8 protein-coding genes are annotated in these 12,858 nt (G+C 71.9%); 6 read left to right on the top strand and 2 right to left on the bottom strand.

The genetic code is table 11. From position 1 onward, the window contains the following. Window positions 1–284: 284 nt before the first annotated feature. Complete coding sequence (locus ACK8GG_RS19185) at window positions 285–1,568, top strand: citrate synthase (RefSeq protein WP_440352023.1); 1,284 nt, start codon at window positions 285–287, stop codon at window positions 1,566–1,568. Between the two features lie 87 nt (window positions 1,569–1,655). Here ACK8GG_RS19185 and ACK8GG_RS19180 read toward each other — a convergent pair whose 3' ends face one another. Further along, on the bottom strand, window positions 1,656–2,348 hold the full coding sequence (locus ACK8GG_RS19180; protein WP_440353199.1) for a GntR family transcriptional regulator: 693 nt from the start codon (window positions 2,346–2,348) through the stop codon (window positions 1,656–1,658). A gap of 299 nt (window positions 2,349–2,647) precedes the next feature. Here ACK8GG_RS19180 and glgX point away from each other — a divergent pair, with 299 nt between their 5' ends. The 5 genes from glgX (at window position 2,648) to ACK8GG_RS19155 (ending at window position 11,142) form a co-directional block, all read left to right on the top strand. Beyond that, on the top strand, window positions 2,648–4,765 hold the full coding sequence (gene glgX, locus ACK8GG_RS19175) for a glycogen debranching protein GlgX (protein ID WP_440352025.1): 2,118 nt from the start codon (window positions 2,648–2,650) through the stop codon (window positions 4,763–4,765). A gap of 1 nt (window position 4,766) precedes the next feature. Then, on the top strand, window positions 4,767–7,055 hold the full coding sequence (gene treY, locus ACK8GG_RS19170; protein WP_440352026.1) for a malto-oligosyltrehalose synthase: 2,289 nt from the start codon (window positions 4,767–4,769) through the stop codon (window positions 7,053–7,055). Further along, a complete protein-coding gene (gene treZ, locus ACK8GG_RS19165; RefSeq protein ID WP_440352027.1) occupies window positions 7,052–8,815 on the top strand; it encodes a malto-oligosyltrehalose trehalohydrolase in 1,764 nt (587 codons plus the stop codon). The genes treY and treZ overlap by 4 nt, the downstream gene beginning before the upstream one ends. Before the next feature lie 181 nt (window positions 8,816–8,996). Further along, complete coding sequence (locus ACK8GG_RS19160; protein WP_440352028.1) at window positions 8,997–9,953, top strand: SRPBCC family protein; 957 nt, start codon at window positions 8,997–8,999, stop codon at window positions 9,951–9,953. 16 nt (window positions 9,954–9,969) lie between these two features. Continuing rightward, the gene (locus tag ACK8GG_RS19155) at window positions 9,970–11,142 is read left to right on the top strand and encodes a zinc-dependent alcohol dehydrogenase (RefSeq protein WP_440352029.1); all 1,173 of its coding nucleotides are present in this window, start codon (window positions 9,970–9,972) and stop codon (window positions 11,140–11,142) included. Between the two features lie 52 nt (window positions 11,143–11,194). Here ACK8GG_RS19155 and ACK8GG_RS19150 read toward each other — a convergent pair whose 3' ends face one another. Continuing rightward, on the bottom strand, window positions 11,195–12,673 hold the full coding sequence (locus tag ACK8GG_RS19150) for a glutamate-cysteine ligase family protein (protein ID WP_440352030.1): 1,479 nt from the start codon (window positions 12,671–12,673) through the stop codon (window positions 11,195–11,197). Between the last annotated feature and the right edge of the window lie 185 nt (window positions 12,674–12,858).

Genomic DNA, 12,858 nt, shown 5'->3' with positions numbered 1-12,858 from the left:
GGTTGGTGTGTCCCCGGTCACGCCGACCGGGTGTGCGGTGCCTTCCCTGTGCACCGGCGGTTTCGAAACGCCGGCAGACGAGGCAGAATCGCGCTGAGGACGGCCGCCACCTGCGGTGGGACCGTCGATCGGCGGCGGGCCGTGACGAATCCGAGATCATCCGATGCCGATGGGGTGACGCATCACTCAGTCCAGCAGACGGCACAAGCAGTACCGGCCAGCCTCCGATTACGGTAAAAGCGAGGGCAACTCAACATAGATTCTGCCGGCGAAGCGAGGAACACATGACGGAAGTCAAGCTTGATCACTCTGGTGGACAGCTCTCCATGCCGGTGCGCCCCTCGGTGGAAGGGCCGTCCGGGATCACGACGGGCAAGCTGCTGAAGGAGACCGGGTACGTCACCTACGACCCCGGTTTCGTCAACACCGCCGCGTGTTCCTCCGCGATCACCTACATCGATGGCGACGCCGGAATTCTGCGCTACCGCGGGTACCCGATCGAGCAGCTGGCCGGGAAGTCCTCCTTCCTCGAGGTCTCCTATCTGCTGATCTACGGTGAGCTGCCGAGCGCCACGCAGCTGGAGGAGTTCACCGAGTCGATTCGCCGGCACTCCCTGCTCCACGAGGAGATGCGGCGCTTCTTCGACGGGTTCCCCCGCGAGGCGCACCCGATGGCCGTGCTCTCCTCCGCCGTGAGCGCGATCTCGACCTTCTACCAGGACAGCCTGGACCCGTTCGACCCCGAGCACGTCCAGATCTCGACGGTCCGGCTGATGGCCAAGGTGCCGACCATCGCGTCGTACGCCTACAAGAAGTCGATCGGGCAGCCGCTGCTGTACCCGGACAACTCGCTGAACTACGTCGAGAACTTCCTGCGGATGACCTTCGGCGTACCGGCCGAGCAGTACGAGGTGGACCCGGTCATGGCCGAGGTCCTCGACATGCTCTTCGTGCTGCACGCCGACCACGAGCAGAACTGCTCGACCTCGACGGTGCGCCTGGTCGGCTCCAGCAACGCCAACCTCTTCGCCTCCGTCTCGGCCGGCGTCAACGCCCTCTTCGGCCCGCTGCACGGCGGCGCCAACCAGTCGGTGCTGGAGATGCTGCAGCGCATCCAGGCCGAGGGCGGTGACGTCGACGCGTTCGTCCGCAAGGTCAAGAACCGCGAGGACGGCGTCAAGCTGATGGGCTTCGGCCACCGGGTCTACAAGAACTACGACCCGCGCGCGGCGATCGTCAAGAAGGCCGCCCAGGACGTGCTCGGCCGGATGTCCAAGCCGGACCCGATGCTCGACATCGCGATGAAGCTCGAGGAGATCGCGCTCGCCGACGACTACTTCGTCTCGCGCAAGCTCTACCCGAACGTGGACTTCTACACCGGCCTCATCTACAAGGCGATGGGCTTCCCGGCGAAGATGTTCACCGTGCTCTTCGCCCTCGGCCGGCTCCCCGGCTGGATCGCCCAGTGGCGCGAGATGATCTCCGACCCGGAGACCAAGATCGGCCGTCCGCGCCAGCTCTACACCGGTGCCGCCGAGCGCGACTACGTCCCGCTCGAGAACCGCTGAACACGCAACCGCTGAACACGCAACCGCTGAACGCGTAACCGCTCCGTGCTCCGGCCGTCACCCCCTCGGGGTGGCGGCCGGAGGTCGTTACGGCCCCGAGCGGTCCAGGGCCGCAGCGAGCCGGTCGCGGGCCCGCTCCAGGTGGGAGCGCATCGCCGCCTCGGCGATGTGCCGGTCGCCGGTGACAATGGCGGTGACGACGGGCTCGTGCTCGGCCGCGGCCAGCGCCGCGTCGGTGGCCGGGCGCGGGACCCGGGCCAGGTGCAGGTGGGCGTGCAGCCGGGCCAGTGACTCGCGTACCAGGGGGTTGCCGGCCGCCGCCGCGACCAGGTCGTGGAACTGGCCGTCGAGCAGCGTGCAGACCCCGTGGTCCGGCGGCGCCGGCCGATCGGCGGCAGCCCGCAGCCGCGCGGCGACCTCCTGCAGCGCCGCGGCCTGCTCCGGCGTGCGGTGCAGCGCCGCCTGCCCGGCCGCGTACGGCTCCAGCAGCAGCCGGATGTCGAAGAGCTGGGCGAACTCGCGCCGGGAGAAGCCGGGGGCGGCGGTGAACCCGCGCAGGTGCGTCTTGACGACCAGCCCGTCGGACTCCAGCCGGGCCAGCGCCTCGCGGATCGGTGTCTGCGAGATCCGGTAGCGGCGGGCGAGCGCGTCGACCGAGAGCCGTTCGCCGGGGGCGATCTCCAGGGAGATCAGTTCGGTGAGGAGACGTTCGTAGGCCTCCTGGCCCAGCGACCCGGTGCCGGCGGCGGCCGCGGTGACCGCGCCGGTCGTCGTTGCCACGGTCCCTCCTCGAAACGGTGCGCCAGCCGCACGTCGTGTAGAGGCGAATGCGGTCGCCGAGGCGGATCCGGGCGGGACCCGGCCCTGCGGCGGGAAGCACCATACCGCACCGGAAGGGGACGAAGCTCTTGGCGTGTGCATCGACGCCGGGTGCTGCGGATAGGCGCTGCCGCCCGCCCCGGCGCGCCGCCGTCGTGCCCGGCGGCCGCCTGAGGGAGATTGAGGGTGATGAGTTCGGGGCACTACCGGCAACGCCGGCGCACGCCCCGCCCGCGGCGGCCGGCGGCCGAAGGAGTGACATGCAGATCTGGCCAGGAGAGCGCTATCCGCTCGGTGCGACCTACGACGGCAGCGGCACGAACTTCGCGATCTTCTCCGAGGTCGCCGAATCGGTCGAGCTCTGCCTCTTCGACGAGTGGGACCTCGGCACCGAGCGGCGGATCCGGCTCACCGAGGTCGACGCCTACGTCTGGCACGCCTACCTGCCGGGCGTGGGTCCCGGCCAGCGGTACGGCTACCGGGTCCACGGCCCGTACGACCCCGCCCGCGGGCTGCGCTGCAACCCCGCGAAGCTGCTGCTCGACCCGTACGCCAAGGCGATCGACGGCGATGTGCAGTGGGACCGGGCGGTCTACGACTACGACTTCGACGACCCCGGCACACCGTCGCGGACCGACTCGGCGCCACACCTTCCTAAATCGGTTGTCGTCAATCCATACTTCGACTGGGGCAACGACAGGCCGCCCCGGGTGCCGTACCACCACTCGGTGATCTACGAGGCGCACGTCAAGGGGCTCACCCGGCGTCATCCGGGCATCCCCGAGGAGCTGCGCGGCACGTACGCCGGGATCGCGCACCCAGTCATGATCGAGTACCTCGCCGGGCTGGGGGTGACGGCGCTGGAGCTGATGCCGGTGCACCAGTTCGTCCACGACCACCGCCTCGCAGACCTGGGGCTGCGCAACTACTGGGGTTACAACACGATCGGCTTCTTCGCCCCGTACCACGGCTACGCCGCGATGGGTCGGCTCGGCCAGCAGGTGCAGGAGTTCCGCGCGATGGTCAAGGCGCTGCACTCGGCGGGGATCGAGGTGATCCTCGACGTCGTCTACAACCACACCGCCGAGGGCAACCACCTCGGCCCGACCCTGGCCTTCAAGGGCGTCGACAACGCCACCTACTACCGGCTCGCCGAGGAGGACCGGCGCCACTACGTCGACTACACCGGCACCGGCAACAGCCTCAACGTCCGCAGCCCGCACTCACTCCAGCTGATCATGGACTCGCTGCGCTACTGGGTGCAGGAGATGCACGTCGACGGCTTCCGCTTCGACCTGGCGGCCACCCTGGCCCGGGAGTTCTACGCCGTGGACCGCCTCTCCACCTTTTTCGAGGTGGTGCAGCAGGATCCGGTCGTCAGTCAGGTCAAGCTCATCGCCGAGCCGTGGGACGTCGGCCCCGGCGGGTACCAGGTCGGCAACTTCCCGCCCGTCTGGACCGAGTGGAACGGCAAGTACCGCGACACCGTACGCGACTTCTGGCGTGGTGAGCCGGCCACGCTGGCCGAGTTCGCCTCCCGCATCTGCGGCTCGGCCGACCTCTACCAGGACGACGGCCGCCGCCCCTTCCACAGCATCAACTTCGTCACCTGCCACGACGGGTTCACCCTGGCAGACCTGGTCTCCTACAACGACAAGCACAACGAGGCCAACGGCGAGTCGAACCGGGACGGGGAGAGCCACAACCGCACCTGGAACTGCGGCGTCGAAGGGCCCACCGAAGACGCCGCCGTCCTGGCTCTGCGCTCCCGGCAGCAGCGCAACTTCCTGGCCACCCTGATGCTCTCCCAGGGCGTGCCGATGATCGGCCACGGCGACGAACTGGGCCGCACCCAGCAGGGCAACAACAACGCCTACTGCCAGGACAGCGAGCTGACCTGGATCGACTGGGACGACGCCGACTCCCAGCTGCTGGACTTCACGCGCGCCCTCACCGCCTTCCGCGCCCGCCACCAGGTCTTCCACCGGCGCCGCTACTTCACCGGCCGGCCCGTGGAGTCCCGCAGCGTCGACGCCCCCCTGCCGGACCTGGCCTGGTACACCCCCGACGGCCGCGAGATGACCGACGACGACTGGGGCAACGACTTCGGCCGGGCGGTCGCCCTCTTCGTCAACGGCGACGGCATCAAGGAGCGCGGCGCGTACGGCCAACGTCACGTCGACGACTCGTTCCTGATCCTCTTCAACGCCCACGACGCCGCGCTGGACTTCACCGTCCCCGGCGACGAGTTCGGCAAGAAGTGGCAGCAGGTCATCAGCACCGCCGATCCGGGCCCGGAGGGTGGCCGCGTCTTCGGCGCCGGCGCCGTGGTGACCGTGCCCGACCGTTCGCTGCTGGTACTGGAGAGGATGGTGTGAGATGCCGACCGGGCCGACCTACCGGGTGCAGGTACGGCCCGGCTTCGACCTCGACGCCACCGCGCAGATCGTCGACTACCTCGCCGACCTCGGCATCGGCTGGCTCTACAGCGCGCCGCTGCTGGCCGCCGTACCCGGGTCGGCCCACGGTTACGACGTGGTCGACCACCGGAGCGTCAACCCGGAGCTCGGCGGTGAGAAGGCCCGGCTGCGGCTGGTCGCCGCGCTGCGCGAGGCGGGGCTCGGACTGCTGCTCGACATCGTGCCCAACCACATGGGCGTCGCCCGGCCCGAGACCAACCCCGCCTGGTGGGACGTGCTGCGCCGGGGCCCGGCCTCGCCCTACGCCGGCTGGTTCGACATCGACTTCACCCGCGGCCCGGTCCTGGTGCCGGTGCTCGCCGAGGAGACCGCAGCCCGGGCGGACCTCGTCGTCGACGGCGACGAACTGCGCTATCACGAGCACCGCTACCCGATCGCCGACGGCACCGGTGACGGCACCCCACGGCAGGTGCACGAACGCCAGCACTACCGGCTGGTCTGCTGGCGCCGCGGCGATCGGGAGCTGACGTACCGGCGGTTCTTCGCCGTCAGCGACCTGGCAGCGGTCCGGGTGGAGGATCCGGCGGTCTTCGCCGCCACCCACGCGGAGGTGCTGCGCTGGGCGGCCGCCGGTGAGCTCGACGGGATCCGGGTCGACCACCCCGACGGGCTCCGTGACCCGGCGGGCTACCTGGCCCGGCTGCGCGCCGCCGCGCCCGGCTGCTGGCTGCTGGTGGAGAAGATCCTCGAGGTCGGGGAGGAGCTGCCACCGTGGCCGGTGGAGGGGACCACCGGCTACGACGCGCTCGCCGAGGTCTGCGGGCTCTTCGTCGATCAGAGCGCCGAGGCCGCCTTCACCGCGCTCGACACCGCGCTCACCGGCCGCGCCACGTCCTGGCCGGAGCTGACCCATGAGTGCAAACTGGCCGCCGCGACCGGGCTGCTCGCCGCCGAACTGGCCCGGCTGGTCCGGCTGACACCGCAGCTGCCGGCGGCGGAGGCGGCGGCAGGGCTGGCCGAGCTCGCCGCCAACCACTCCGTCTACCGGAGCTATCCGCCCGCCGGGGACCGCCACCTGGCGCAGGCACGAGCCGAGGCGGGCCGGCGCCGCCCGGACCTGGTCGCCACTCTGGACCGGCTCACCGCGCGGCTGCGCGACCCTGCCGACGAGCTGGCCGTGCGCTTCGGGCAGTACACCGGCGCGGTGCAGGCCAAAGGGGTGGAGGACACCGCCTACTACCGGTGGAGCCGCTTCGTCGCCCTCAACGAGGTCGGTGGGGCACCGCAGCGCTTCGGCAGCTCGCCGGAGCGGTTCCACCGGGCCGCCGCCCGCCGGGCCGAGCGTCGGCCGGCCGGGATGACCACCCTCGCCACCCACGACACCAAGCGCGGCGAGGACGTCCGCGCCCGGTTGGCCGTGCTTTCGGAGATCCCGGAGCGGTGGGCCGCGGCGGCGCGCCGGTGGACCGCCCGCGCCGGGCTGCCCGACCCGGCCTTTGCCCACCTGCTCTGGCAGACCGCCGTCGGCGCCTGGCCCATCGCCCGCCCGCGCCTGCACGCCTACGCCGTCAAGGCCGCCCGCGAGGCCGCGACGACGACCACCTGGACCGATCCGGATCCCGCGTACGAGGCGGCCCTGCACGATCTCGTCGACGCCATGTACGACGACGCGGCCCTGCACGCCGAGCTGAGCGCCCTCGCCGCGCGGATCACCCCCGGTGGCTGGAGCAACTCGCTGGGCCAGAAGCTGATCCAGCTCACGATGCCGGGCGTCCCCGACGTCTACCAGGGCACGGAGCTGTGGGACCACTCCCTGGTCGACCCGGACAACCGCCGCCTGGTCGACTTCGGGCTGCGCCGGGATCTGCTGGCCCGCCTCGACGCCGGCTGGCTGCCGCCGGTCGACCACGAGGGTGCGGCGAAGCTGCTGGTCGTCTCCCGCGCCGCCCGGCTGCGCCGCGACCGGCCGCAGCTCTTCACCGGCTACCGGCCGGTGCCGGCCCAGGGCCCGGCCGCCGGGCACGCCGTCGCCTTCGACCGCGGCGGGGCGATCACCGTGGCGACCCGGCTGCCGCTGCGGCTGGCCGCCTGCGGCGGCTGGGACGGCACCGCCATCACCGTCGACGGGGAGGTCACCGACGTGCTCACCGGCCGATGCCACAGCGGCGGCCCGCTGCCGCTGGCCGACCTGCTCGACCCGTACCCGGTGGCGCTGCTCGTCACCTCGGCCCCGGGACGGCAGCGGTGACCGCCTTCGCCGTCTGGGCGCCGTACGCCCGGCGGGTCCGGCTCCTGCTGGACGCCGAAGCCCGGCGGCGCCCACCGGGCCCGGGTGCCCCGGGGCGGATGATGCACCGCCAGGCGGGCGGCTGGTGGCGGTTGTCGGTGCCCCAGGCCGTCCCGGGTACCGACTACGCCTTCGCCCTCGACGACGACGCGCAGCCGCTGCCCGACCCCCGGTCGGCCTGGCAGCCGGCCGGCGTGCACGGACCGAGCCGCGTCTACGACCACGACCGTTTCCCCTGGACCGACCAGGGCTGGGCAGGCCGCGCCCTGCCCGGCAGCGTCCTCTACGAACTGCACGTGGGCACCTTCACCCCGGAGGGGACCTTCGACGCGGCCGCGGCGCGCCTCGGGCACCTGGCGGCACTCGGGGTCGACGTCGTGCAACTGCTGCCGGTCAACGCCTTCAACGGGGTCCGCAACTGGGGCTACGACGGGGTGGCCTGGTACGCCCCGCACGAGCCGTACGGCGGCCCGGACGGGCTGAAGCGGTTCGTCGACGCCGCACACCGGCACGGCCTGGCCGTCTGCCTCGATGCCGTCTACAACCACTTCGGCCCGTCGGGGGCGTACCCGCCCCGCTTCGGCCCCTACCTGGGCGACGCGGAGAGCCCCTGGGGACGGGCGATCAACCTGGACGGTCCCGATTCCGACGAGGTCCGCCGGTACATCGTCGACAGCGCGCTGGGGTGGCTGCGCGACTACCACGTCGACGGGCTGCGTCTGGACGCCGTGCACGCCTTCCGGGACACCCGGGCCATCCCGTTGCTCGAGGAGCTCTCGACGGCCGTCGCGGCGCTCGCCGGCCCGGCCGGCCGCCCGCTCTGGCTGATCGCCGAGTCCGACCTCAACGATCCGCGCCTGATCACCGCCCGCGAGCGCGGCGGACTCGGGCTCGACGCGCAGTGGAACGACGACGCGCACCACGCGCTGCACACCCTGCTGACCGGGGAGCGGCAGGGCTACTACGCCGACTTCGACGACCCGCGGGCGCTGGCGAGGGTCTGGACCGGCGGCTTCTTCCACGCCGACACCTGGTCCGGCTTCCGCCGCCGCCGGCACGGACGCCCGGTGGACACCGACGAGGTGACCGGCGACCGGTTCGTGGCGTACCTGCAGAACCACGACCAGGTCGGCAATCGCGCACAGGGCGACCGGCTCGCCATGCTGCTCTCGCCGGGGCTGCTGCGGGTGGCGGCGGTGCTCCTGCTCACCTCGCCCTTCACCCCGATGCTGTTCATGGGGGAGGAGTGGGGGGCGGTGAGCCCCTGGCAGTACTTCACCAGTCATCCCGAGCCCGAACTGGGCGCCGCCGTCGCCGCCGGCCGCCGGCGTGAGTTCACCCGGCACGGCTGGCCGCCCGGACGGGTGCCCGACCCGCAGGAGGAGGCGACCTTCCACCGTTCCCAGCTGGACTGGTCCGAACTGGACAAGCCCGCGCACCAGGAGTTGCTCGGGCTGCACCGGGAGCTGATCGCGCTGCGCCGGTCCCGGCCGGAGCTGGCCGATCCGCAGCTGGCCGAGTTGGAGGTCTGCCACGGCGACGGGCACCTGGTGATCCACCGGGGCGGCTGCCGGGTGGTGGCGAATCTCGCCGGCCGGCCGCAGCGCGTGGAGCTTGCGGCGACGGTCCGCGCGGTGCTGCTGAGCACCGGGCCCGGTGTGACGGTGATGCGCGGTGCCGTACAGCTGCCGCCCGAGACCGCGGCCGTCGTCACCGTCTGAGCGTGCGGGCCGTACCCGATGGCCGCCGCCCACCGGCGCTTCATCGAATGCGGTGCGATCGGCATAGTCCCCGCGATTGCGGTTCATTGCGGTGTCCAGGGGCATAACGTCACGGTGGCGGCCAACGCCGCTCGGCCGTCGGCCCAGGCGGCCGGGGAAACCGGAGGTAAGCGAGGCGGACGTGGAAATCGCAGACGACGCGCTGCTGAACCAGTTGGAGCAGACCGGCCGGGGAACCGGCCTGCCGCGAGCCCTGGGGGTGGTCAGTCTCGCCCTCGGCGTGGGCGCGCTCGCGGCGCCCGGGCCACTGGCCCGGTTGACCGGGGTCGACGACATCCCGCGGGCGGGACAGACCATCCGGGCCGTCGGCGCCCGTGAGCTCGTACACGCGGCCGGGCTGCTCGGCGGCCGGGCGCCGGCCGGCTGGAACGCGACCCGCATCGCCGGCGACGCTGTCGACCTGGCGTTGATCGGGGCCGCGCTCTCCGGCCGCCGCGGCGAGCGCCGGCGTCGGGTAGCCGTCACCGGCGCCGTCGTCGCCGGCATCGCCGCGCTGGACCTGATCGCCACGGTCCGCGCCGGCCGGGCCCGCCGCGCCCGGGAGCGGATGATCCTCACCGAGACCGCCGTCACCGTCAACCGCACGCCCGACGAGGTGTACCGGTTCTGGCGTGACCTGGAGAACCTGCCCCACTTCATGGCACACCTGGAGTCGGTGCGCGTCGCCGACGCGGACCATTCGCACTGGGTCGCGCGCGGCCCCGCCGGGCGCGCCGTCGAGTGGGACGCCGAGATCGTCGACGACCAGCCGGGACACCTCATCACCTGGCGCTCCCTGCCCGGTGCCCGGGTGCCCAACTGCGGGCGGGTACGCCTGCGCCCCGCACCCGGCGACCGCGGCACCGAGGTCCGGGTGGAGCTCGCCTACGCCCCGCCCGCGGGCTCGCTCGGGCGCACGGTCGCGAAGCTCTTCGGTGAGGAGCCGGAGCAGCAGATCCGCGACGACCTGCGCCGCTTCAAGCAGGTCATGGAGGCCGGCGAGGTGGTGCGCTCCGACGCCAGCCCCGAAGGCATCACGCTCGCGCAGCAGATCAAGCAGCGCCCCGCCCAGCCCCTGCCCACCGGCTCGCACGGCTGACCAGGAAGGAGAGACGATGAAGGCCACCGTCTGGACGGGCAAGGACTCGGTAGAGGTGACCGAGGTGCCGGACCCGCGCATCATGAACGCCCGGGACGCCATCGTGAAGGTCAGCTCGACCGCGATCTGCGGCTCCGACCTGCACCTCTACCACGGCTACATCCCCGCCATGCGCAAGGGCGACGTCCTCGGCCACGAGTTCATGGGCGAGGTCGTCGAGGTCGGCCCAGAGGTCGGCAACCTGCGCGTCGGCGACCGGGTCGTCGTGCCGTTCCCGATCGCCTGCGGCCGCTGCAACTCCTGCGTACGCGGGTTGTACTCGGTCTGCGAGAACTCCAACCCCAACGCCGGCATCGCCGAGAAGGTGATGGGCCACTCGCCGGCCGGCATCTTCGGCTACTCCCACCTGCTCGGCGGCTACGCCGGCGGGCAGGCCGAGTACGTCCGCATCCCCTTCGCCGACGTCGGTCCGGTCAAGGTCCCCGCGGATGTGCCGGACGAGTCGGCGCTGATGCTCGCCGACGTCTTCCCGACCGGTTACATGGGCGCCGAGATGTGCGACATCAGCCCCGGTGACGTGGTAGCCGTCTGGGGCGCCGGGCCGGTGGGGCTGCTCGCCGCCGCCAGCGCCCGGCTGCTCGGCGCCGAACGGGTGATCGTGATCGACCGGTACCCGTACCGGCTGCGACTCGCCCGCGAGCACGCCGACGCCGAGACGATCAACTACGAGGAGCTCGACGTCCTCGACACCCTCAACCAGATGACCGCCGGCCGGGGACCGGACGCCTGCATCGACGCCGTCGGCCTGGAGGGTCACCACGGCAACGCCGCCGTCTACGCCTACGACCGGACCAAGCAGATGACCCGCACCGAGACCGAACGACCCTTCGCGCTGCGCCAGGCGATCCTCGCCTGCCGCAGCGGGGGAGTGGTGAGCGTTATCGGCGCGTACGGCGGTTTTGTCGACAAGTTCCCGATGGGCGCCTTCATGAACCGGTCGCTGATCATGCGGACCGGGCAGTGTCACGTGCAGCGGTACACCCGGCCGCTGCTGGAGCGCATCCGCGGCGCGCAGATCGACCCCTCGTTCGTCGTCAGCCACCGGATGTCGCTGGACGACGCGCCGAAGGGGTACCGGATCTTCCAGAAGAAGCAGGACGAGTGCTCCAAGGTCGTCCTCTCGGTCTGAGGGGGCCGGGTCGCCGGTGACCCGACCGGGGTCGCCGGCGTCCCGGCGGGGCTCAGGGCAGCGGCCAGCTGTGGACCGGCTCGTTGCTGTGCATCAGCGGCAGGTAGCGCGTCAGCATCTGCCGCAGCGCCGCGTCCCGGTCCAGGTTGCCGGTCTCGGCGAGCCGGTGGCAGGTCTGCACCTGCCAGGTGGCGCCGTTGCGCCCGGTCAGGCAGCGCTGCTCGATCACGGCGAGCAGCCGGTCCCGTTCGGCCGCCGTCACCCCCCAGCGCTCCAGCCCTTCGTGCGCCAGCGGCAGCAGCCGCCGCAGCACCAGCTCGGTGACCGGCAGATAGCCCAGCCCCGGCCAGAAGACCTGCGCGTCGATGCCGTGCCGGGCGCAGCCGACGAAGTTCTCCTCCGCGGCGCTGAACGACATCTGCGACCACAGTGGCCGCTCCGCGTCGGCCAGCGCGCGGACCAGCCCGAAGTAGAAGGCGCCGTTGGCGAGGGTGTCCAGCACCGTCGGGCCGGCCGGCAGGACCCGGTTCTCGACCCGCAGGTGCGGACGGCCGTCGACCACGTCGTAGATCGGCCGGTTCCAGCGGTAGATCGTCCCGTTGTGCAGGCGTAGCTCCGCCAGACGCGGCACGGTACCGTTGGCCAGCGCCTGCGCCGGGTCCTCCGGCGAGCAGACCGGCAGCAGCGCCGGGAAGTAGCGCACATTCTCCTCGAAGAGGTCGAAGACGCTGGTGATCCAGCGTTCGCCGAACCACACCCGCGGGCGTACGCCCTGGGTCTTGATCTCGGCGGGCCGGGTGTCGGTCGCCTGCTGGAAAAGCGGGATGCGGGTCTCGCGCCACAACTCCCGGCCGAACAGGAACGGCGAGTTGGCGCCGAGCGCGACCTGGATCCCGGCGACGGCCTGGGCGGCGTTCCAGTAGTCGGCGAACCGGGCGGGGCTGACCTGCAGGTGGAACTGGGTGCTGGTGCAGGCCGCCTCCGGGGTGATGGTGTCGGCCGTCACCTCCAGCGGCTCCACGCCGGTGATCGAGATCTCCAGGTCCTCGCCGCGGGCGGCGAAGATCTGCTCGTTCAACAGCGAGTAGCGCGGGTTGGCCGAGAGGGTCGCCGCGGTGAGCTGCTCGTGGCGCAGCGTGGGGAGGACCCCGATCATCACCATGTGCGCGCCCGCCTCGCGGGCCTGGACCTCGGCGCTGTTGAGGCTGTGGCGCACGGTCCGCTCGAAGTCGGCCAGGCCCCCCTCGTCCAGGCGGGCCGGCGCCACGTTGATCTCGACGTTGAACTGGCCCAGCTCGGTCTGGAAATCCGGGTCGGCGATGGCGGCGAGGACATCGGCGTTGCGCATCGCAGGCCGGGCCTCGTCGTCGATGAGGTTCAGCTCGATCTCCAGCCCGATCGTCGGGCGGTCGAGTTCGAACTGCGCGTCGCTCAGCAGCTCGGCGAAGGTGTCCAGGCAGCGGTGCACCTTCGTCCGGTACCGCGCGCGGTCCTCCCGGGTGAAGGTGCGCGCGCCGACATCCTCGCCCATGTGACACCTTCTCCTGGATCAGGTTGCCGCCCGTCCGGTGCATCTCACGCTCGCACGCAGCGACGCGATCCGGCAATACCCCGAAGTCCCGTTCTTCGGCGTTGTCGATCACTGTCCCGGCGGCCGGCGAACGGGGCCGCCGCGGCGGCTAGCATGGGCGCACACATCCGCGCCGGACGCGCGGG

Origin of the sequence: Melissospora conviva (genome assembly GCF_049523535.1) — a bacterium.
GTDB classification, from domain to species: domain Bacteria; phylum Actinomycetota; class Actinomycetes; order Mycobacteriales; family Micromonosporaceae; genus Melissospora; species Melissospora conviva.
This window is presented reverse-complemented; position numbering and strand designations above follow the sequence as displayed.